This window comes from Nocardia sp. NPDC102475, assembly GCF_055584605.1.
Genome location: NZ_JBVJLS010000027.1, coordinates 41276 through 62955, shown reverse-complemented (window position 1 = coordinate 62955; position 21680 = coordinate 41276). Strand labels below are relative to the sequence as shown.

The following is a 21680-nucleotide window of genomic DNA, read 5'->3' as shown; positions in this document are numbered from 1 at the left end:
CAGCCGAAACCGAACGCTGGTCGAGGCATAGAACAGTCCGGACACACATCAGCCACTCTTGCGCCGAACGTGGGTTCCGGCCGACATCTTCTGTGCCCGAGTGGTACTCGCCGACGGTTGTCTGCGCCAATCCACCATCTGCCGTCTCACCTATACCGGCAACGGAGGACAGTGATGAAAGTTTCCGTCGATCCCGACCGCTGCGGAGGCCACGGCGTCTGCACGGCGCTTTGCCCGCCGATGTTCGCCCTCAACGACGACGGCTACGCCGAGGTCCAGCGATCCGACGTTCCGTTAGAACATGAGGAGGCGGTGCGCGTGGCGGCCCAATCCTGTCCGGAGTGGGCCATCGATGTGAGCTGAACGGAGTGCGTGGACCGCTGTGAGGTAACCGTTGTGGGAGAGGTCGAACCACCCCCAACGGCGAACTCACATGCGGGCCCGCGTGTGGATCGTTACGACGCAATGGACCGGAACCTGACTGCCGAAGAGGGTGCCTTCGGCGAGGCTCGCTACCGCACTATCACCGAACACCATCGCCGCATCGCCGATCTACTCGTCCGGAGCGCCACATGACGACCTATCCAGAACCTTCCGCTGTCGAGTCCTCGGCCCTCGAACCTGTCGGCAGTTTCCGCGACCGCGCCCGGCGCTGGCTGAAGGGGCACCTCCGGCCCGCGACGCGGACCCATCTAGCGGTGCCCGACGACGAGGAATGGGTTCGTGCCCGCCAGCTACAGCGGTTGCTCTTCGACGGCGGTTTCGCCGGCATCTGCTTTCCGAAAGCCTATGGTGGTCAAGGACTCACGCCCGCCCATCAGCGCGCATTCACCGAGGAATCGCTCGGCTACGAAATGCCGTTGGCACTCAACATGCCGACCCTCGCGATCTGCGCGGCCACCCTGCTCGAGCTGGGAACCGAGGAGCAGAAGCACGCCCACCTGCCGGCCGTGCTGCGCGGGGAGGAGATCCTGGTCCAGTTCCTGTCCGAGCCGCGTGGCGGCTCGGATCTAGCGGGGCTGACCACTCGTGCGGACCGCGACGGCGAGGACTGGGTCCTCAACGGCTCCAAGATCTGGAGTTCCGGCGCGTACGCAGCCGACTATGGACTGTGCCTGGCGCGCACCGACTGGGACGTGCCCAAGCACAACGGGCTGACGCTGTTTCTCGTCCCGGTCACCGCGCCCGGCGTCACTATCCAGCGGATCAAGCAGGTAACCGGGTCGACCGAGTTCTGCCAGGAGTTCTTCGACGACGTCCGCTTGTCCGCGGACACGGTGATCGGGGAGGTCGGCGAAGGCTGGGCGGCGGCCTCGCGGCTGCTGGTGCACGAGCGGGCCGCGATGGGCGGAACCTCGATCTACACCAGCGGAGATGGTCCCCATCTCGGCGGCGAGGCCACCACACTGGTCGAGTTGGCCCGCGCCACCGGACGACTCGACGATCCCCGGGCGCGCGAAGACATCGGCGCGGCCCGGGCGATCAACGTAGTTCGCAATCAACTCATCGCCCACGTCTCGCGCGCCATTGCTTCTGGAGCGATGCCACCCGCCGCGGGTTCCATTGTGCGCCTGTTCAGTGCCGAAACCGTATGGTCGCAAGTAGATTCCGCGATGACGATCGCGGGCGCGGCCGCGGCGACCGGGGGCCCCGACGGCCCAGGCATCGGCCGGATCGGCATCGATTATCTGTTCCGCAACGCCTCCAGCCTCGGCGGCGGAAGCACCGAAATGGCTCGCAACATCATCAGCGAACGCGTGCTGGGAATGCCGCGGGAATACGCCGCCGACCGTGACGTGCCGTTCAACCAAGTCAAACGGGGGCGGTGAGAGCCACCGACCGATCGTGGCGTATGCGGTGTACACCCCGCCGCAACCTACCGCCTCGTCGCGCGTGAGCAGCCAGGGCCGCCAATGCCACGGGAAGGGCCGGCTCCGTACGGGGGCAGCGAACGAGCGTTCCCATTCCACGCGAAACCTTCGCACCAGGCGAACGCATCGGTTCCTACCGGGCCGGGCGGTACCACCCGGTGGTTACTCGACGGCCGCGTCCACACCTCCTATGAGGACTTCGCCGCAGCCGTGGTCGACGACGAGATCGAATCCCTCCGCCATTTCAACCAGCGCTTCACTGTGGGTTACCGACAGCGGCCGCGACGACCTCTTGCTTTCCTACCGGTTCACGCTAATCTCAAAGGGGTAACACTCTGTATACCCCCGCCTGAAAAGCTGCACACCTTCTCTCGGGCGAACCTGGAACAGGACTTTCCTCTGATGACTATCACCGTCGAACATCTGCGAACCTCGGGCCTCGAATCCCCTTTGACCATCGACACACCGCCCGAGTTCTCCTGGCGCATCGCCGATGCCGACAGTGACACCCGGATCGACTCCGCGACAATCGAACTCACACGTGATGCGGACAGTTCCGCACCGATATGGGTGGGGCAATGGTCGCCTCCCGATGTTCCCGCCGTGCATTACGCCGGGCCGCTGCTGGCACCCCGAACCCGGTACCGCTGGCGTGTCGGCGTGGGGGTCGGCGGCCACCCCGAGCTGGTATGGAGTGCACCGGCCACGTTCGAAACCGGTATCGGACAAGATCTGACGCGCCTGGCACAGTGGATCGGGATGGAGGTTGCGCAGTCACCGTCCGAGCCGACCCGGGTCCAATATCTATGTCGCCGGTTCACGCTGCCGGCGCCCGCCGCGCGAGCCCGCGCCTACGTCACCGCCCTGGGTTGGTACGGCCTGTCCGTCAACGAGTCGGATGTGACCGGGAACAGCATCTCCCCCCGGTTCACGGCACTGGATCACCGCGTCGAGTACCGCACCTACGACATCACCGCCGCGGTAACCGCCGGAGAGAACGCCGTGGAGCTGGTGGTAGCGGAAGGGCGTTACCGAGGCCGCAACAGCGCCGAATCCGCCCGCGCCGTCTACGGCAACCAGCCGGCCGGCTTGGCGTTACTGGAGATCGAATGCGTCGACGGCACCGTCGTCGCTGTCGGTACCGATACGAGCTGGCACGGCCGCTACGGTCCGCTGGTAACAGCGGACCCGCAGGAGGGCGTACGCATCGACGCCCGGCAAACCACCGGGCGGATCGACCTGTCCGAGCCAGCAGCCCAGAGCGAGGTAACCAGCTACGCCCCGCAGGGCGCGTCGTCGTCGACTTCGGGCAAAACATCGTCGGCGTCACTCGGCTCGTCGTGTCCGGCGACCGCGGTCAGGAGATCAGCGTCGCCCACAGCGAAGTGCTGCGCACGGACGGGCACCTGGAGATGGACTACCTCGATATGAGCGGTGGCATGTTGCCACGCATCGATCCGATCGACCGTTACATCCTTGGCGGCGCACCCGAGGAAGTCTTCGAACCCCGTTTCACCCTGCACGGCTTCCGGTACGCCGAGATCGACGGAATCACCGCAGACCGAATTCACCGCGTGACGGCGCTCGTGATCGGTGCCGACCTCGAGTACTACGGCGAATTTCACAGCTCCGCCCCAGAACTAGAACGTTTGCACGAGAACATCCGGTGGAGCATGCGCGGCAACTTCACCGACATCCCAACCGACGATCCGACACGCGAGCGCTCGGGCTGGACCGGCGACGCACAGGTCTTCGCACCCACCGCGGCCCTGCTCGCCGACGCTCGGCTCTTCTTCGAGGACTGGCTGCGCGACGTCGCACTCCAGCAGGATCCGGATGGCGCCGTCCTCGATCGCATACCACGCGACACACCGATCAGGCCGGAGACCGAAGGCATATACCCCGGCAAGGGCGCAGCCGGTTGGGGCGACGCGATCGTTCTCGTTCCCTGGACTCTGTACCAGCACTACGGGCGCACCGGGGTTCTCGACGAGAACTGGGACGCCATGGTCGCATGGGTCGAGTTCTGCCGCCGCCGCGCCGCCGACAATCGCCACCCGGACCGCACCGGCCCCTCCTTGCCCCACGAAAAGTTCGTCATCGATACCGGTTTCCACTGGGGTGAATGGCTCGAACCGGGAACCGAGCCCGGCGCCGAGGGCCCTTCGGTGGAAGCCTTCCTGAAGAATTCCACCCATCCCGACGCAGAAGTGGCCACCGCGTACTTCGCGAATTCCGCGCACCTGCTCGCCCAGACCGCGCGCATCCTCGGAAAGACGGAACAGGCCGAGAAACTCCAACAGCTCTGGCTCGACGTCCGCGACGTCTACCGCACCGAGTTTCTGGATTCGGAGGGTCTTCCGCACGTCGTCAGTCAGGCCAAGCTCGTCCGCCCGCTCATGTTCGATCTGCTGCCGGTGGAGTCCCGCCGGCCCGGGGCCGCTCGCCTCGCCGAACTGGTTCGGGGCAATGGCACCAGGCTCTCCACCGGCTTCCTGTCCACGGGCCTGCTGCTCACCTGCCTGTCGGATTGTGGCTACAACGAGCTGGCGATGGATCTGTTGCTGCAGCGGAAGCCTCCCTCCTGGCTCGGACAGGTCGACACCGGTGCGACGACCATGCTCGAAACGTGGCAAGGCAGCTACGACGGGAAGGCCCACGGCTCCCAAAACCACTACGCCCTGGGTGCCGTCGCGCGCTGGCTGTACGAGAACCTCGCCGGACTTCGCCGTATTGCCCCAGGATGGGCCGAGGTGAAGATCAAGCCGGTACTCGATGCCCGCCTCGACTCCGTCGCCGCGTCCACGATGACACCGTTCGGCCGCCTCGGCAGTGCCTGGCGCAGGCAAGGCGACGGTTGGACGATCACGGTCGACGTACCGGTCGGTGTCCGGGCTTTACTCGACGATCGTGAGCTTCCCCAGGGAGTTTCGATGTGGAGGTTGCCGAGCGCCGGGACGGCGTACATCAGGGTCTAACCTGGCGCGATGGATACCGACGCCGACTCGCGCAAGTATTGGGACGTCTTTCGCGATCAGCAGCGTGCCGAGGTTGCCCAAGCCACGCTCACCCTGGTCGCCGAGACGGACGCTTCGATCACGATCGCCGAGATCGCGGCCCGTGCGGGGATGAGCAGGCGAACTTTCTACAAGCACTTTCCGACCTTGAGTGCGGCCATGATACACACGCACCGTGTCGTCGTCGGCAGGCTGCGCGCGCACGCCGAGAGCGAGCAACTCGACGACCTCAACGGCTTGGACCAGCTGCTCACCGGTTTCCGATCCCTCTTCGACACCGCCACCGAGCACCCCGAACTCATCCGATTCCTCAGCTACTTCGACTTCACCTTCCGGCACACCGGACTCACCACCGAGCAGCGCGCCGAATTCGGGGAGTTGTATGCCGATCAACTCCTCCTCCCTGTCGAACTGCTACACCAAGGCAAGCACGACGGGTCGATCCGCACAGACCTCGATTCCTCGACCACCGCTATCGCACTCGGTAACGCCGTGCTCGGCGTCCTCCAACGGCTGCAGATCATGGATGAGTACACCAACGGCCGCGACGAGGTCGCCCGGGGCCTGTTCGATCTCGAACTCGACGCGTGGCGGACCTACCTGAGTTGCCCTGGCGGTCGACCACACCCAACAGTGCCCTGACCGCCACAGATGGCTCTCGGTTTCGGAAATAGATTGGCCTGCGGGACCGCGACCAACTCGGCATAGGTGCCGTCGGTCTCGTCGCCGAGGATGGAGTAGTCCAGACTCGGCGCCTCCTGCCGATCGCCCAATTCAGACACGGATAGATCACGACCTCCTCACCGGTGCCCGCAAGGACGCGCCATGCCAAGGATGCTCGGGAGTTCGAAACCCCTTCCGCTCTGGCCAATGATGACGTCGTGCCAATCCAAGGAGCTGGCGCGAAGCTGGACTATTACTTCCCCAGCAGACCTGCGATGCCGAGATGCTCACGGTTGGAAGAGAATTCAACGACGGCATACGGTGTGATCCGACGCAGTTCGTACTCGGTGACCTCGTAGAAGCGCGACTTCGGCCCCCACCGTCGGTCTGACTCTTCCTCGGCGCAACGGACCGGCCGAAGGGCACTTCGACCGCATCATGGGTGACCGAGAGGATTTGCGCTAGCCCATCGGGAAAGTGGTGGTAGACGGATCCACGCGGAGCGCGACTACGAGTCACCGCGGCGCCGATCGTCACGCCACCGGTAGCCCCAGATCGCGGGTATCAGCTTGTGTCGGTGTAAGGGCTCAGGACACGCTTGACGGTTTGTTCTCAAGAGACGCTTGACGTTTCGGCGTGATCGATGGTCTTGTTCCGCTCGGCTTTGTCGACGCAGCGGACGGAATCGGGTGTGGATCAGCAGGCGGTAGCGGAGTACCGGTATCGGGCGGTGTGCGAGGTGCTGGGTGGTTCACCGATCGGTGAGGTCGCGGCCCGATACGGCACGACGCGGCAGTCGCTGGACACCTGGCGGCGGCGGTTCACCTCTGAGGGGACGGCAGGGCTTGTCGATCGGTCCCGACGGCCGCATTCGAGTCCGTCGAAGGTCAGCGCCGAGGTCGAGGCATTGGTCTGCCGATTGCGGCGCGAGAATCCGCGGTGGGGTGCGCGCCGGATCAGTCACGAACTTGCCGGGCACGACCTGGCGCGGGTGCCGTCGCGGGCGACGGTGCATCGGGTGCTGATACGCAACGGGATGATCGATCCGCAGGCCCAGCACCACAAACGCAAATACAAGCGGTGGCAGCGGCAGACACCGATGCATCTGTGGCAGCTCGACATCGTCGGTGGAGTGCCGTTGGCCGATGGCCGTGAATGCAAGCTGCTGACCGGCATCGACGACCACTCCCGCTTCATCGTGATCGCCACCGTGCTGGCCAAGCCGTCGGGTCGACAGGTTGGTGAGGCGTTCACCGCGGCGATGCGCCGTTACGGGGTGCCCTCGGAAGTGTTGAGCGACAACGGAGGTCAGTTCACCGGCCGATACGTCAAACCGCTGCCGGTGGAGGTGTTGTTCGAGAAGATCTGCCGCGACAACGGCATCAAACAGCGACTGACCAAACCGCGCTCACCGACCACGACAGGCAAGATCGAACGGTTCCACAAGACCCTACGCACCGAATTCCTCGACCACGTGGCCCCTTTCGAATCGATCACCGCCGCCCAGGAGGCCGTCGACGGATGGATCGCCGCCTATAACCATCGACGTCCACACCAGGCGCTGGACATGGCAGTCCCGGCAAGTCTGTTCCGCCCCAACGGACCGACCCGCATCGACCCCACCGACCCGGCATCATTCGGGGAACCTTCGCAGGAGTCGTCGCCGCTGGTCATCGGTGTGATCGAGCCTCCGCCGCACTCCACCGGCAACGGCGCCGCAGTCGAGTTCGAACTACGCGTGCCGCCCACCGGCAACCTGTCGGTTCGCAGCCAGACCGTGTCGCTGCACGCGAGCATGGCCGGTCGCATGGTCACCGTCTGGGCCGACCTGCGCAGCATCCACATCAGCTGCGACGGCCACGTTATCCGCACCCTCGGCTCCCGGCTGCTGCCAGAAGACCTCACTTACCTCACCATGCGAGGTGCCAGACCAGCCGGCCCCGCACCCGCGCGACCGGCGTTGCGTCGCGTCAACGGTGTCGCCGTCGTCGAACCCGGCCAAGTCGTCGAGATCGACCGGTCTGTCAACAAGGACGGCTTGGTCGGCATCGGCGGGATCGACCATCTCGTCGGATTCGCTTGGGCCGGAAGGCGAGTCACCCTGCGGCTGGACGGCCATCTGCTGCACGCCGTCGCTGACAACGCCTTGATCGGCACCTGGCCCTGCCCGATAAGCCGCGACCGGATTGGCCGCCTTCTCGGTGCTCGCACACCAACCACGCCACTGCCGCCACCACCGCTACCCGCGGGATCGCTTCGCGCACAACGCAAAGTCCACGCCAGCGGCCGCATCATGGTCGCCGGCCAGGGCATCAAGCTCGACCCGCGTCACCGCGGCAAGATCGTCACCGTCATCATCGAGGACACCCACCTGCGCATCCTGCACGGCGAGGAAGAGATCGCTGTCCGCCCGCGACGAAGCAGCAAGCCCATCACCCGATTCCACGTCACCGGCGCCGGTGTCAAACCCGACGAGCGTCAAGAATCTCTTGATGACAAACCGTCAAGGATGTCCTGAGCCCATACATTGACAGCTTGCCGTTGTTTCCCCGGTGATCAGCATCTTCAGTGTTTCACCGATGCGCTCGACGCTCCCTCCACCACACATGGTCTCGTGCATTGATACGCTGGCAGTCAACCATCCGGCGATCTTTCCCGCCGCCTCGCCATAGCGATGGGCGTAGTCGACCACCACGAAACCGATCAGGGCCAGGCCAGGGGAGCGTTCACCGAGCGGTAGGCAGATTTCGACGACGTTGCCTGTCGTCAGCCCACACCCGGTTGTGCCGCATGACAGATATCGCAGAGACCGACTCAGCCGACGCCCCCACGTTCGCCCATTTCCAACCTCGACTCGTATCCACGCAACGCCACAGCGTGCGACGCTGTGGCGCGGTCTCGCTCATCGCCCAGTCCAACGGTGAGATTCACGCCCATCGGTAGCATCACCTCCGACACCGCGTCATCGAAATCAGCGAAGTGCTCGGCCAGCTCCAGGGTGATGTAGCCGTGGACAAAACTCCACAGCTGCGCTGTGACCACAGCGGGTTCTCGAGGTTCGATCCGTCCGGAGTCCACAAGACGTGCCGACGCTGCCAGCATATGAGCGTAAGAATCCCGAAAGGCGGGCGAACGCCCGCTGAGCCGAAGATCCGACTCTCCCATCGGGCGATACGTAGAGCGCGTGGAAAGGCCGAACATCAAGTCGTAGAAATGAGGGTTCGCCCGAGCCACGCGCCGACACACCAGGGCCATCACGAGGCGCTCGGCATGGAAGGCCGCTTCGGCGCCGGCCTGCCATCTATGTCCGACAGCTCCCTGCTCTTCCTGCAGCACATGCTGTCGAAGATGAAACCGACAGGCAGCCGAATCATTGCCCTGTTCAGCGAGTCAGCGATGCGACGGGGCGGCGCTGGCAGCGGCGAGTCGAACATCCGGCGATATGTGATCGAGAACGACTGGCTGGAATCCATAGTGGCCCTGCCGGACGGTCTTCTCTACAACACAGCGATCCCCACCTACCTCTGGACGCTTACCAACTGCAAGACCGCCGATCAGCGGGGCAAGGTTGTCCTCATCGACGCGCGAGATCATTCGACGCTGATGCGCAGACCGCACGGCTCGAAGCGAAGGAGCATCACCCACGCGCAGATCAACGAGTTGGTCGATATGTTTGTGAACTTCGAAGCTATCGCGTCAGACTCCAATCTGGTCGATCGCAGCGCGCTGGTGGTGTTCAAGTGCGCGACCGGGGTCATCGTCGTCGAGCACGAACCCATCGCGCCCGGCGAGGCATCGATTCTCGATGCCCACAACGCTGGCCCCCAGCCCGCGCCGAGTCGTCGTCCGCGTCCGAAAACCACTGTCGGGCATAAGTTCTGCGCTCTCGGCGAGGACGCCGAAGCATTTCTGGTCGGAGCGGCGGCCCACGGCAACAGCCGCCTGGCGGGCGAGCTGGAGAGCTCGCCATCGCCGCCGCTCACGGCGAACAGGCACTGGTCGCCGCCCTGCGATGGGCAGTGGCGTCCAAACGGTTCCGCGCCGCCGACCTCCGCTCGATTGTGGCCGGCAAAGTACCTGGCAGGACGGCCGGGGACAGCAGTGACGAAGGCGATCCAGTGGAACGGGTTGCCGTCGCCCTGCTGCCCGGAGGAGGTCAGTGCTGGATTGCACCGTGACTGAACGTCGGCTTCGTCCCTGGGCTGGTCCAGTGCGCGACGAGTTCGCTGGAGGGGAAGAACTGAGGAAAGCGTGAATCGCGGGTGGATCGATCGACGATCGACTTCTCCAGAATGAGCGAATTATATTGCGCTGCGGTCGTTTCGATCGTGTTGGCGTTGAGTACCACCTCCTGTGACCACTTGTTCGACCACCGGCGCAGGCCCAGGATGGAGCTGTGTTCGGGCACCAAGCATTCGACGGCAATGGCGTTTTCGCTGCTGGCCCAGATGCCGGTGGATGTGTTCAACACCAGCGATTGGTTTCCGAACACGTGGCCGGGGGTCTTGAGCACTGCGACGCCAGGCCCCAACAAGACATCGCCGTCGATGGGTATGAAGGCATCGGGTGACACGTCGGCGAAGGTGTCGGGCTGGTACCAGGGGACCTGCAGTGGGTGCAGCGCTGCCATCGCGCTGAGCTCCTCGCGTTGAACGATGACTTTCGCGTTTGGGAAGAACGGTGTGAGCGCGTCAGTTCCGAGATCGGCTTGCGGCGCGGTGGTGCCGACCCACCGTCGCAGGTCCTGGGTGTGGAGGTGGTCGAACATCAGATAGTCGACCTCGTCGGGACGGATGGACAACCCGGCGAGGTGCGCCGCGACTGTGCCGTGGATCGGGAGCATCGCATCGACCACTCGATCCGGCATCTGGGCCGACAACCCAGCGAAGTAGGGGGTATTGCGCCCCAGCTCGTGATCGCTGGGCTCGAACAGCAGAGTGCGTCGGCGCCCGTCGGACTCGTGCCAGCGGATGACCACCATCCGGTTGCGGATCCACAGAAAAGGAGCAGGAGTCGCTGCGGCTCGGAACAGACCGAAGCGGGTCGGATACGGCAGGGTGACGAGATCGCGTGTGTCCACTGAATCCGGCATGCCGCTCGAGACGAATTCGCCCCGGAAGTCCCGGACACCGTCCCATACGGCACCTGCAGCGAACCCACCAACGTCGCTGCCGGCGGTGACGACTGCCCGGTCCGCTTCAGATGCGTCGGCTGCACCCACTTTTCCACCGACGTCTCGTATCTGCCGGACCTGGAAGCCTATCTGGCGGACCTGCTGCGCAGCCGCGAACGGCTGCGCAGTGCCTTTGCCGCAGCTGACGACTGGGCCAGAGCCGAGGCGATGCCCTCGGATGAGGAGATCACCCGCATCCGGCGCCTGATCGCCAAAATCAAGGCCGACATCGACGAGCTGTCCACCGAGGACCGGACCCACATCGAAGAAGCCGTCGACGTAGTGCGCCGGGCCCGCAACAGCGTCGTCGGTCTCGGATTGCCACGCATCCGGCAGCCCTTTCCCGATATCCGCCCGGACAGGAGCGCATAACCCCATGGCAAACACCATGATCCAAGGTCGCCAGGCCGACTCCGCCCGCCGCAGGCAGCGAGTCATCAAGGCGCTCAACACCGCCCGCACGGACGGCAGCGAGATCAGCGCCTCGGCAATCGCTCGCGCTGCGGGTGTCGACCGCAGCTTCCTCTACCGCCACCCGGACCTGCTCGCCCAGATCCACACCACCCAAGCAACCCCGCCGCCGGCCGACGGCAACACGCCGCCCGTGACCGTGGCGTCGCTGCGGGCCGATCTCGCCAACGCCCAGGCCCGCATCGCCCGGCTGGCCGGCCACAACAAACAGTTGGAGCGGAAGCTTTCCGAGATGCTCGGCGCCGAGGCATGGAGGAAGTCGGGATTGGGGGCTCCCGCCGACATCGATCAGCTTCAACGGCAGATCACCACATTGGAGCAGCAGATCGTCGAGCTGCGGGCCCAACTGGACGACCGTGACCAGGAACTGGACGCAGCCCGCGCCGCGAACCGGGAACTGTTCGCCAACATGAACAAATGGCACTGACCGCGTAGGCACCAGTTCAGCGACAGTGAGGTCGCGGAGCTGGTGCCCGCGCATCAGAACTAGATCAACTCGTCCCCGGGAGCGACGCCGAGCAGGATCCGGACCGGTTCAGGTCGATTCGCAGGTGCTCGAGGAATCCTCAGAGTCTTGGGCGAAGTGCGCGAACGAGGATCTGACCGCCGGGTCGGCAGCAGCCAGCCGGTCTCCGAGCAAGTCGAGCATCGCGGTGAGTTCCACAGCGTTCTCAGCAGCAAGTCGGATCCCAGGCGCCCGATAACAATGCACTACACGATGCCGACGTTAGGAAGAATGTGAGTTTTCGAGCCCTCTTCAGTGATCTCCGAAGTCCTCTTCAGCGGGCACGGTGATGTGATGGCTTTGTTCGCTGGTATGCAGCGGAATTGGTCGTACTCCCTTCGGTGATGACCGCGACCGGTGCGTAGCTGAGTACGCAAACCGTGCTCACCGGCGAGGTCAGCCGGGAAGGTTGGGGCACAGTTTGATGTAGGGGATGTCGGGTGAGACCCAGTCGTTCCACTCACCGGGGGTAATGTTGGATGTCAAGATGGTGCACAGACCTTCGGGGGCCGGTCGGTATATCGGCCAGAGTCTGACTTGCCCGTCTGCTCCCCCTGCGGTGGCGAGTAAGGTCGTGTCGGGGTTGAATGCGACGCCCCAGAGCGGCGCCGCGTCCCCGGTCAGTGGTGGACCGAGTTGACGGCCGGTGTGTGCGTCCCACAGCCGTACGGTGTGATCGGCTCCGCCGGAGGCGAGGTAGAAGCCGTCTGGGCTGAACGTGACCGTTCTCACGAAGCCGTTGTGTCCGGTTAGTGGTGGGCCTATCTGCTGACCGGTGCGGGTGTCCCAGATCCGGATGGTGTCGTCGCTCGAGGAAGAGGCGATGCGGGTGCCGTCCGGGCTGAAGGCCACTGAGAGTACCGGACCGGTATGGCCTTTCAGCGGTGCGCCGAGTTGCTGACCTGTCTGAGCGTCCCATATCCGGACGGTTCTGTCCCCGCTGGCGGAGGCTAGGCGAGTGCCGTCGGGGCTGAACGCGACGCTGTATACCCGGTCGGTGTGCCCGGTCATCTGTGGGCCGATTTCTTGGCCGGTGCGTGCATCCCATGTGCGGATGGTGCGGTCCCAGCTTCCGGAGGCGATGCGGGTGTCGTCGGGGCTGAACACGACGCTGCTCACCTTGTCGTCGTGTCCGGTGAGGGGTGGGCCGATCTCTCGACGTGTGTGGATGTCCCACACGCGGATAGTGGTGTCAGCGCTGCCGGACACGATGCGCTTGCCGTCTCGGGTGAAATCTAGGCTGTTTACTGGGCCGGGTATGTCGGGATTGTCGTTCAGTTGATCTAAGGGGTGGCCGGTGTGGGGGTCCCACAGCCATACTCCGTTGTCGGCGTTGCCGGTGGCGAGGCGGGTGCCGTCAGGGCTGAAAGCCACGGTAGCCACAGCGTCGACTTCTCCGGGGATGGGCTGATCGAGTTGCTGGACAATGGGGAGGTCCCAGATCCGGATGGTGCTGTCCCAGCTTCCGGAGGCGATGTGGGTGCCGTCGGGGCTGAACGCGACGCTGAAGACGCCGGCGGTGTCGCCGGTGAGGGGGCTGCCGATCGCTTGGCCGGTCCGGGGATCCCAGACCCGGACGGTACTGTCCGAGCTTCCCGAGGCCAGGTAGTTGCCGTCCGGGCTGAAGGCGACACCGAACACGGTACCGAGGTCACCGCCGAGGGGCGGCCCCATCTGGCTCCCGGTGCTCGCGTCCCAAATCCGGACCGTACCGTCATCGTCCCCGGAAGCAATGCGCATCCCGTCCGGACCGAATGCGACAGTCTCCACGGAGCCTTCGGCCGTTGCTGAAACGACCTGGAGGCGTTCGCCGGTTCGACTGTCCCAGATACTCACCGAGCCGTCCGCGTTGCCCGCAGCGACGTGGGTGCCATCGGGGCTGAACGCGATGCTGTTCACCGAGCCGGCTTGCCCGGCGATAGGCGGCCCGATCTGATGGCCGGTGCTCGCATCCCAGATCCTGATTGTGCCGTCATCGCTTCCAGAGGCGATGCAGGTGTCGTCCGGGCTGAAGGCGACGCTGTTCACCCAGGCGGTGTGTCCGCTGAACGGCTCACCGATTTGGCGGCCTGTGCCGGTATTCCAGATCCGCACGGTGTTGTCACGGCTTGCGGAGACCAGCAGAGCGCCATCGTGGCTGAACGCCACACTCGTCACTTCGGCGGTATGACCGGTCAGAGGGGGATCGATCTGACGTCCCGTCCGCGTGTCCCACAGCCGGATGCTGAGGTCTCCCCCGGAGGCGATGCGGGTGCCGTCTGGGCTGATGGCGACTCCGTGAACCACACCAGATGTTGGTATGACCTTCTGCAGGTATCGGCGGCGGTAGCGGGTGTCGATCATCGCGTCGACGGATTCCGGGTCGGGGCTGAGAGCGTGGGCGGCGAGGACCTGCTTGATGGCGCGGATATCGCCGCCAGGCTGATCTTGAGCCAGCATCGCGGCGGCCTGCGAACGGAGCTTCTCTACCACGGCGCGGCGGGCACTGGCGTCGGCCCGGTGTTGGGCGGTGGTCGCAGCGCGGAATCCGATGGTGGCTACGACCGAAACGGTGACCGCGACCACCAGTAGCACGGCGAGGACGGAGCGCGTGATGACGGACCGCCGGTGCAGCCGGTGGCGTTCCATCCGTGATGCGGTAAGGAATTCGGTGGTCACGGTGCCGAGCCGGGCGTGTCCGATGTGGGCCTCGACACTGGCCAAACGAGCACCACGGTACAGGCGAGAGGGATCGCGGTCGCTGTCGCGCCATTGTCGGGCATCGTCGGCGAGTTGCTGTCGCAGCAGCAGACCGTTGCGGTCTTCGTCGATCCAGCGACGCAGCCGAGTCCATGCGCGTAGCAGCGCGTCGTGGGACAGGCGCGCGACCGCGTTGTCATCCACGGTGATCAGCCGGCGGGCGGCAAGGGCGTCGCGAACGGCGTCGAAAGCCGCGGTGTCGCCGAGAAATTCGGCGGTCAGGGCGGTGAGGTCGACCGTGCGGCAAGTGTCGTCGGTGTCGGTTCCGATGTGCACCATGCGCAGCAGCAGGGTCCGGGCGGCGCGCTGTTGGTGTGGGGTGAGGCCGTCGTAGGCGAGGTCGGCTTGGCGGGTGACCGCGTCCCAGATCCCGCCGGTGGCCTGGTAACCGGCGAGGGTAAGCAGCGAATTCTCGCGTCGGGCCCAGGTCAACTGCAGCGCATACGACAACAGCGGCAGGCTGGCGGCGGCTGGGTCGCGGCCACCAGCGGCGTCGTGCAGCAGTCGATCGGTCAACCCCGCTTCGAGTGCCAGCCCCGCTATACGGGCCGGTTCCTCGACCGCCATCCGCAGCTGTTCGGTGGGCATTGCGGTGACCGGAATCTGCCGGTTTTTGAGGGCGTCGAACAACGATGGATAGGCCAGACAGTGTGGGTAGAAATCGGCCCGTAGGCACACGATCACCACCGCCGCCGACCCCGCAGCCGCGCATACGGCCGTGACGAACGTCTGGCGTTCCTCCTCGTCGGTGCAGGCGGTGAAAAGCTCCTCGAACTGGTCGATCACCAGCAACAGACGTCGGGCCGGACCCTCGGGGGCCAAGTCCCGGATCGTTTCGGTGATGATTGTGCCGAGCTGAGTCGCATCCGTGCGGAGTTCTGCGGCAAGAGCATCTTGATCGTGGTGGCCGCGCAGGCGAGCCGCGAGCGTTGCGACCGGATGTTCGCCCGGGGTCATACTCAGGTGCGGCCACCGTTGCGAGCCGGGGACTGGCAGCTCTCCGCGGCCGATAGCCGGTAGCAGCCCGGCCTGCAGCAACGACGACTTGCCGACCCCGGACACGCCGACCATCATCACTGGGCCATCGCTGGCGGTGAAATCGGCGAGCTCGTCGAGGATTTCAGCGGCCAGGTCGGCCCGGCCGTGGAAGTACCGGGCATCCTGAGCCGTGTAGGCATCCAGCCCCCGGTATGGGCACGGTGCGTCACCGACGCCACTCTCGTCGCTGCCCGAGATACGGGCGCGGGGGATGGCAACCGGAGTAGCCGGGTTGCGAGCCAGGATCAATTCGCCGGTATTACCGCTGGTGTGGCGGCGCGGCGCGGGAATGTTGTGTCGGGGCAGCAGCCGTTGGAGATGTCGGTAGGCGCCGTCCAGGGTGATCATGGCCGGCTCGGCCGCATCACCGTCGTCGAGCAACTTCAGCAGCGCCCCGGTGAACGCGGTGTGGCGTGCGCCCACCGGGGCGAGCGCCTGTTGCGTCGCTGAGGCCGCCGTCAGCAGATATGCGCCACCGGTCGTTGCCAGCTGCAACGCCTCCGTGGGCGTTGCAGCGACCGAGCCGCGGGCGCGCCCGGCGAAACAACAGTCCATGACCACCACGATCGAGCGCGCGCGACAGTCGCCGACAATCTCACGGACTGCCTGGAACGGAAAAGCCTTGTACCGCAGTTCAGTCAGATTCTGGGTCGCCTGCGTGGCCAAATACAGACTGTTGCCAGCGCTGAGCAGGCCGTGGCCGACGTAGTAGAACACCAGAACATCGCTGGCCTGCTGCGCTGCTTCCACCAACGCCGTGTCCACGCACATCGGATCCGGCGGGTCGATGACGGTCGTCACGTTCTGCGGGCGAACTCCGCACCGGCCGGTCAGCGCGTGCGCCAAATCGGTGATCGTGGCGGCCGCCGACGGCACGTCCGGCAGCGCCGAGCCGTCAACAAAACTGCCACACCCGACAAGCAGTACCCGGGTGCCCGGCGAACTCAGCCCCAGCGCCGGAATTCTGGACTCGGCCGTCTCACTCGGGCTCATCGATGGGACCCAATGCGCGCTCCAAATCCGTTGCAGCGGCCTCGATTTGCGGTAGCGACATGGCGTGCACGTTGGTCGCGCTGTACTCGAGTGTGGAGCCGTCGGACCTAACCACCTTCACCGAGACATCACCGGATCGGTGTTGCAGCCAGACGATCAACGCCGACGACAACGCTCGCACGGCAACCGTGGCTGCACCGCCCGTTCCGACTGCGACGATGAGGGTGTCGGTGATCGCGCCCAGCGTTCCAGGCTCGGGGACTGAGCCGACCACCCGTATTCGACCGCGTAACTCATCCTCGGCCACAAGCCATTGCCACAGTGACGTCAGCTCCTGCGGAATCGTTGGTGCATCAACCCGGACAGTGATATCCACCGATCCCCCCAAGGCGGTTCGCGAGCGGCGACCTGAAGCGAGATCAGAATACAGGCCCATGGAACACCCCGCGAGCGAAAGCTATTGCAGACCAGCCAGACTGAGCGACTGCTTACCGCACGTCGCCCACGCGCCATTCTCGACCCTGTCGGCCCATCCTTCCTCACGACGACCGGCGTGCCCGTGCCGATCCCGAAGGAAGGACATCGAGGAGTTCCGAGTTCGCCCCTTCACGGGAGCGCAACTAGCTAGAACTCGCCACTCTGCAGATCCCAGCACCACACCTGTCGTGATTTGCTACAGTCCCTACGAAAGCCGCTGAGCTGCACAAACTTTCTTAGAGCCGGGCCTCACTCCCAGGCGACCCCCAGAGAAAGGACGCCATAGCCGATGTGACCACCCCTGCGGCGTAACGAGTCGTTGAGGGTGTGCCGGATCGCCGTGCGACCTATGACCTGGTCGCGTGCCATGGCCACCAGATACGTGGCGGCGACGATACCGTCAGGCAGATTGAACCCCTGCCGCTGGTCCTCGAGTGTGGACACATACTGCGACCATGCCACGTCCTGGGCCAGTCCCAAGGCGAACGAAAAGCCGTCGTCGGACATCGCCTGATGCGCCGCCCGGACGACGTGCTCGTCCGATATCCGTAGTGGACGCAGGCGAACGGCGTCCCACGGGACCGGTGTTCGCGAAACAGGTTCCATGAGCCCGAACCGTAGTTACCGATGTGTTTGTCGTCGACGGATTTTCACGGTTCCGCGCCTACCACCCCGGGTCGTGATTCGCCTGGTCAGCCATTATCGATGTCCGTTGCCAGTTGACCTGACGCAGGGAACGAGTCCTGCGCAGGAGTGCGTCGGATAGGTGGCAGAGGATGGTGTCGGGTTCCTGCCAGGTTGTTGGCGCAATGTCGGCTCGGCGGCCGGGCCGGGGCTGATGCGCATGGCTCTTGTCTTGGGTGCGGTTCGTGGCGTTCGACTTCGCTGGTGGCCGGCAGCGGTGGTTGGGGAGCCGGAGCACCGTGGCGGCTGCGCAGCCAACTGGCCGACATGTCGCTCGGGCGAACGGGGTTTCAGGGCATCGGACCGACCGGGCCTTCTATCTACTGCGTGTTCCAACAGTATTAGCTTCCGCCATCAGCGATTCGAAAGCACCGGCCTGTGCGGCCAGTATCGCCGCCGCGGCCGCATGCTGCGGAAAACCGGCGTCTGCCGGAGTGCGCAACAGCACCAACTGGTGATATACCGGCGCTGTAGCCGCGACAAGCAGTGCCCGCGCATCGGTTTCGGCCGGGATCTCACCGCGCCCGATCGCCCGCTCCACGATGATCTCGCACTGTGTGTAGCGGTCCTCCCACAGTTGCCGCAGTGCTCGCGCCGCGTCCTCCGAGCGGAAAGATACCGCGATCAGCGCCATCGCAATCGACGAGTGCTCGGTGAACGAATCCTGGATCTCGCGGTTCACTTCCGTGAGATCACCGCACAGTGAACCGGTGTTGGGCGGATGCCAATCCAGATCGCTCGCGGCGGCGAACACATCGGCGATCAGGCCACCTACATCGCGCCAGCGGCGATACACGGTGGTGCGGTGCACGCCCGCGCGGGCAGCGACGGTATCGACGGTCAGTGCGTCGTAGCCGTTTTCGGTCAGTTCCGCCTCAACGGCTGCGAGGACCTGGGCGCGAATGCGGGCCGTGCGGCCGCCCGGGCGCGACCGCGGCGAGGCGGCGCTATCTGCGACAGGGGTCATAGGGCTATCCGGTTGCTCGGCGGGACATGATATGCAATCATCCTAACGCAACATCAGTCGCACTAGTGAGGTCGCCAATGCTCATTCGAAGTGTTCACCAGGCTCAGCGGTCGCCCGTGATCGTGTCGTCCTCGAATGCTTCGGAGGTAGTTCGTGCCCACTCAGATCACCGCACTCGCGGTCAGCAAGTCCTTCAACGGCCGCACGGTTCTCGATGCAGTCACCTGTTCGCTCGGCGCAGGTGAACGCACCGGGATCATCGGGGAGAACGGGTCCGGTAAGAGCACGCTGCTGCGCCTGTTCGCCGGATGCGAGCAGCCCGATCAGGGCGAGGTCGTTGTGCACGCCGAGGGTGGCCTCGGCTATTTCGCTCAGGACGAGCAACTCCCGACGAATCTGAGCGTCCAGCAGATCATCGACCGGTCGTTGCACGAGCTGCGCTGGATCGAGGATCGGATGCGCCATCTCGAAATGGAGATGTCTACCGGCGACGAGTCCCGCCTGGGCGAATATGCCGAACTGGCAACGGTTTTCGAGCTGCGCGGCGGTTACGATGCCGATGCCCGGGTGGAGCGAGCCCTGCACGGTCTCGGACTGGGGGTGGTTCCGCGTGATCGAGCGGTCGGTGCACTGTCCGGCGGGGAGCAGGTCCGCCTGCGCTTGGCAGCCCTGCTTGCCGCGGCACCCGAGGTTCTGTTGCTGGACGAGCCGACCAACCATCTCGACGACGACGCGTTGACCTGGTTGGAGGACTACCTGCGGACTCGGCGCGGCACCACGGTCACCGTCTCCCACGACCGCACCTTCCTCGAGCGGGTAGCGACCACGCTGCTCGAAGTGGATTCCGATCGACGATGCGTCGTGCGCCACGGCAACGGATACGGCGGCTACCTCGCCGAACGCGAGGCGGCTCGGCAACGCCGGGTCCAGACCCATCTGCGCTGGCAGAACGAGGCCGACCAACTGCGCGAAACCATCGCCACCACGGCACGGCGGGTCGCACCGGGGCGCCCGATGAAGGACCACAACAAGATGGCCTACGACCGGGCAGGTGGCCGGGTGCAGCAGTCGCTGGCAGGCCGGGTCCGCAATGCCGAGGAACGCCTGCGGCGGCTACTGGCCGATCCGGTACCGCTACCGCCGGAACCGTTGCAGTTCAGGGCGGTTCCCCCTGCGGGAAGCGCGCACGGGGTCGTCCTGGATGCCACCGAAATTGCGGTGGACGGCAGGCTCTCACCCACGAGTGTGCGGGTGTCCTCGGGAGAACGGCTGCTGATCACCGGCCCGAACGGCGCGGGCAAGTCCACTCTGTTGCGGGTGCTGGCAGACGAGCTCACGCCTGACTGTGGCACGGTTCTGCGGCGCGGCCGAGTCGGTTATCTCGCTCAAGAACCGCCTCCCCCCATACCCGGTCAGACCTTGTTGTCCGCCTTCGCCCAGGGCCGTTCGGGGCAGCCCGGCGATCACACCGAACGCCTGCTGTCACTGGGCCTGTTCACACGCGCCCAGCTCACGAACCGGGTGGAGAATCTGTCCACCGGGCAGCGGCAGCGGCTCGAACTGGCACGACTGGTCAGCGAACCATCGGAGCTGTTGCTCCTGGACGAGCCCACCAACCACCTCTCGCCCGGACTCGTCGAGGAGTTGGAAGCCGCCCTGGCCGACTATCAAGGTGCGTTGGTCGTGGTCAGCCACGATCGCCGGCTCCGAGACCGCTGGCGTGGTGCCGGGCTCGATATGCGCGCACTGGCCTCGGCCTGATTTTCGATCATCGACCACCACCTTCGATCACTCACTGACAGAACGGATTCCGCATGCTCGAACAGCCCCCGGTCACCGCACCCACCGTGCTGCATCCGATGCCCGGACAGCCGCGCGTGGTACTGCTGAAACCCCTGGTCACCTCGCCGCTGATCGAGGTCGGCGAGTACTCCTACTACGACGACCCGGACGACCCCACCACCTTCGAAACCCGCAATGTCCTATACCACTACGGTCCGGAGAAGCTGATCATCGGCAAGTTCTGCGCCTTGGCCACGGGCGTGCGGTTCATCATGAACAGCGCCAACCATCGTATGGACGGACCGTCGACCTTCCCGTTCCCCACCATGGGCGGCGCGTGGTCGCAGCATGTCGATCTGCTCATGGACCTGCCGAATCGCGGCGACACCGTGGTCGGCAACGACGTGTGGATCGGATACGGCGTCACGGTGATGCCCGGAGTACGGATCGGTCACGGCGCGATCGTCGGCGCCGGCTCCGTGGTGACTGCCGACGTCCCGGATTACGGCATCGTCGGCGGCAATCCGGCCAAACTCATCCGCCACCGCTACAGCGCGTATGACATCGATCGCCTGCTGGCCCTCGCCTGGTGGGACTGGCCGATCGAGCACATCAATGACAACGTCCGCACGATCATGTCCGGCACCATCGACGACCTGGAGAAAGCGATGCCCGCATAGGCGGTATAGCCACCACGCGGCCGCGCTCCAACCGGCGCCCAGACGCAGCACGGCGGCGGGATCTGATCGAGGTCAGGTTGATCGCCCGGTCGGCGACCGCTTCCGACGACAAACACGACTGCAGCTCGGCCGAGGGGGAACAACAACCCCGCCGAGTTGGCGGGCCATGGACGTTGCCAATTGCCCGTTCGAGGCAGCGCGTCAGTGGCGGCTGGCGGCGTAGGCGCCGCTTTCTCGCGCGGCACGCGGCGGACCCTCGAAAACCTTGTGGCGACTGGTCGAGCAGCTTGGCCTCGAGGACGCCGCCGGGCTGACCACCGGCGCCGTCGGCGGTGATGCCGGTGCCCGTGCTGGGGGTACTCCCGCAGGCGCATCCCGATCGAGCCGTTCCGCGCACCAGAGAACGGTCGACACTGGGTACATCTCCGTACAGACCCATTGATTTTTCTCAGACTACTCATCTGCTACAGGTTGCGCGTAGGACCGATTCTTGGTGCCGTGACAGACCAGGATTGCATCATGCACGGGTGGAGCGTCATCACGTCGGCCGCAACGCACTCTCAACTGGCAGGAGTGCTAGCCGGATTTCTCTTCACCGGCATCGTATTTCTATTCGCCAG

General features: G+C 65.2%; 16 protein-coding genes and 2 pseudogenes. 12 read left to right on the top strand and 6 right to left on the bottom strand.

What is annotated here, in order from left to right:
* The first annotated feature begins 174 nt into the window (after nucleotides 1-174).
* From ACZ60G_RS36070 to ACZ60G_RS36045, 6 genes are all read left to right on the top strand, one after another.
* Entirely contained in the window at nucleotides 175-363 is a 189-nt protein-coding gene (locus ACZ60G_RS36070) for a ferredoxin (protein ID WP_465815994.1), read from the top strand.
* Between the two features lie 209 nt (nucleotides 364-572).
* The gene (locus ACZ60G_RS36065; protein ID WP_465815992.1) at nucleotides 573-1829 is read left to right on the top strand and encodes an acyl-CoA dehydrogenase family protein; all 1257 of its coding nucleotides are present in this window, start codon (nucleotides 573-575) and stop codon (nucleotides 1827-1829) included.
* Between the two features lie 444 nt (nucleotides 1830-2273).
* The gene (locus tag ACZ60G_RS36060; RefSeq protein ID WP_465815990.1) at nucleotides 2274-3302 is read left to right on the top strand and encodes an alpha-L-rhamnosidase N-terminal domain-containing protein; all 1029 of its coding nucleotides are present in this window, start codon (nucleotides 2274-2276) and stop codon (nucleotides 3300-3302) included.
* Entirely contained in the window at nucleotides 3212-4849 is a 1638-nt protein-coding gene (locus tag ACZ60G_RS36055) for a family 78 glycoside hydrolase catalytic domain (protein WP_465815988.1), read from the top strand. The genes ACZ60G_RS36060 and ACZ60G_RS36055 overlap by 91 nt, the downstream gene beginning before the upstream one ends.
* A 9-nt stretch (nucleotides 4850-4858) precedes the next feature.
* On the top strand, nucleotides 4859-5530 hold the full coding sequence (locus ACZ60G_RS36050; RefSeq protein ID WP_465815987.1) for a TetR/AcrR family transcriptional regulator: 672 nt from the start codon (nucleotides 4859-4861) through the stop codon (nucleotides 5528-5530).
* Between the two features lie 712 nt (nucleotides 5531-6242).
* Nucleotides 6243-8069, top strand: coding sequence for an IS481 family transposase (locus ACZ60G_RS36045; protein WP_465815985.1), 1827 nt, complete (start codon nucleotides 6243-6245; stop codon nucleotides 8067-8069).
* A gap of 296 nt (nucleotides 8070-8365) precedes the next feature.
* Here the strand turns inward: ACZ60G_RS36045 and ACZ60G_RS36040 are convergent, their stop codons facing one another.
* Complete coding sequence (locus tag ACZ60G_RS36040) at nucleotides 8366-8806, bottom strand: TetR-like C-terminal domain-containing protein (RefSeq protein ID WP_465816064.1); 441 nt, start codon at nucleotides 8804-8806, stop codon at nucleotides 8366-8368.
* Between ACZ60G_RS36040 and ACZ60G_RS36035 the strand changes: the two are divergent.
* A pseudogene (locus tag ACZ60G_RS36035) lies at nucleotides 8765-9208 on the top strand (HsdM family class I SAM-dependent methyltransferase); the annotation flags it as partial. The gene ACZ60G_RS36040 and the pseudogene ACZ60G_RS36035 sit on opposite strands and share 42 nt — an antisense overlap.
* A 51-nt stretch (nucleotides 9209-9259) precedes the next feature.
* Nucleotides 9260-9651 (top strand): annotated as a pseudogene (locus tag ACZ60G_RS36030) (IS21 family transposase); the annotation flags it as partial.
* A 56-nt stretch (nucleotides 9652-9707) separates the two neighbouring features.
* On the opposite strand, the gene ACZ60G_RS36025 reads toward ACZ60G_RS36030, so the two are convergent.
* Nucleotides 9708-10643, bottom strand: a complete 936-nt coding sequence (locus ACZ60G_RS36025) for an MBL fold metallo-hydrolase (protein ID WP_465815984.1) — start codon at nucleotides 10641-10643, stop codon at nucleotides 9708-9710.
* Between the two features lie 249 nt (nucleotides 10644-10892).
* Between ACZ60G_RS36025 and ACZ60G_RS36020 the strand changes: the two genes are divergently transcribed.
* Both ACZ60G_RS36020 and ACZ60G_RS36015 read left to right on the top strand, forming a co-directional pair.
* Nucleotides 10893-11096: a hypothetical protein gene (locus ACZ60G_RS36020; RefSeq protein WP_465815982.1), complete on the top strand. Its 204-nt coding sequence runs from the start codon at nucleotides 10893-10895 to the stop codon at nucleotides 11094-11096.
* A gap of 4 nt (nucleotides 11097-11100) precedes the next feature.
* Nucleotides 11101-11622 (top strand): DUF6262 family protein, encoded by a 522-nt coding sequence (locus tag ACZ60G_RS36015; RefSeq protein ID WP_465815980.1) that lies wholly within the window; start codon nucleotides 11101-11103, stop codon nucleotides 11620-11622.
* A 474-nt stretch (nucleotides 11623-12096) separates the two neighbouring features.
* On the opposite strand, the gene ACZ60G_RS36010 is transcribed toward ACZ60G_RS36015, so the two are convergent.
* The 4 genes from ACZ60G_RS36010 to ACZ60G_RS35995 form a co-directional block, all read right to left on the bottom strand.
* Nucleotides 12097-16470, bottom strand: coding sequence for a caspase, EACC1-associated type (locus tag ACZ60G_RS36010; protein WP_465815978.1), 4374 nt, complete (start codon nucleotides 16468-16470; stop codon nucleotides 12097-12099).
* Entirely contained in the window at nucleotides 16457-16846 is a 390-nt protein-coding gene (locus ACZ60G_RS36005) for an effector-associated constant component EACC1 (protein ID WP_465815977.1), read from the bottom strand. The genes ACZ60G_RS36010 and ACZ60G_RS36005 overlap by 14 nt, the downstream gene beginning before the upstream one ends.
* A 350-nt stretch (nucleotides 16847-17196) precedes the next feature.
* Nucleotides 17197-17553, bottom strand: a complete 357-nt coding sequence (locus ACZ60G_RS36000; protein ID WP_465815975.1) for a GNAT family N-acetyltransferase — start codon at nucleotides 17551-17553, stop codon at nucleotides 17197-17199.
* A gap of 394 nt (nucleotides 17554-17947) precedes the next feature.
* A complete protein-coding gene (locus ACZ60G_RS35995) occupies nucleotides 17948-18598 on the bottom strand; it encodes a TetR/AcrR family transcriptional regulator (protein WP_465815973.1) in 651 nt (216 codons plus the stop codon).
* Between the two features lie 153 nt (nucleotides 18599-18751).
* On the opposite strand from ACZ60G_RS35995, the gene abc-f reads away from it, so the two are divergent.
* A complete protein-coding gene (gene abc-f, locus ACZ60G_RS35990; protein WP_465815971.1) occupies nucleotides 18752-20359 on the top strand; it encodes a ribosomal protection-like ABC-F family protein in 1608 nt (535 codons plus the stop codon).
* Between the two features lie 53 nt (nucleotides 20360-20412).
* Nucleotides 20413-21060 (top strand): CatB-related O-acetyltransferase, encoded by a 648-nt coding sequence (locus ACZ60G_RS35985; protein ID WP_465815969.1) that lies wholly within the window; start codon nucleotides 20413-20415, stop codon nucleotides 21058-21060.
* The last annotated feature ends 620 nt before the right edge of the window (nucleotides 21061-21680 follow it).

Coding starts and splice junctions, on each gene's coding strand:
- ACZ60G_RS36070 (WP_465815994.1), top strand. CDS start 175: ATGAAAGTTTCCGTCGATCCCGACCGCTGCGGAGGCCACGGCGTCTGC.
- ACZ60G_RS36065 (WP_465815992.1), top strand. CDS start 573: ATGACGACCTATCCAGAACCTTCCGCTGTCGAGTCCTCGGCCCTCGAA.
- ACZ60G_RS36060 (WP_465815990.1), top strand. CDS start 2,274: ATGACTATCACCGTCGAACATCTGCGAACCTCGGGCCTCGAATCCCCT.
- ACZ60G_RS36050 (WP_465815987.1), top strand. CDS start 4,859: ATGGATACCGACGCCGACTCGCGCAAGTATTGGGACGTCTTTCGCGAT.
- ACZ60G_RS36040 (WP_465816064.1), bottom strand. CDS start 8,806: ATGGCCCTGGTGTGTCGGCGCGTGGCTCGGGCGAACCCTCATTTCTAC.
- ACZ60G_RS36025 (WP_465815984.1), bottom strand. CDS start 10,643: ATGCCGGATTCAGTGGACACACGCGATCTCGTCACCCTGCCGTATCCG.
- ACZ60G_RS36020 (WP_465815982.1), top strand. CDS start 10,893: ATGCCCTCGGATGAGGAGATCACCCGCATCCGGCGCCTGATCGCCAAA.
- ACZ60G_RS36015 (WP_465815980.1), top strand. CDS start 11,101: ATGGCAAACACCATGATCCAAGGTCGCCAGGCCGACTCCGCCCGCCGC.
- ACZ60G_RS36010 (WP_465815978.1), bottom strand. CDS start 16,470: ATGAGCCCGAGTGAGACGGCCGAGTCCAGAATTCCGGCGCTGGGGCTG.
- ACZ60G_RS36000 (WP_465815975.1), bottom strand. CDS start 17,553: ATGGAACCTGTTTCGCGAACACCGGTCCCGTGGGACGCCGTTCGCCTG.
- ACZ60G_RS35995 (WP_465815973.1), bottom strand. CDS start 18,598: ATGACCCCTGTCGCAGATAGCGCCGCCTCGCCGCGGTCGCGCCCGGGC.
- ACZ60G_RS35985 (WP_465815969.1), top strand. CDS start 20,413: ATGCTCGAACAGCCCCCGGTCACCGCACCCACCGTGCTGCATCCGATG.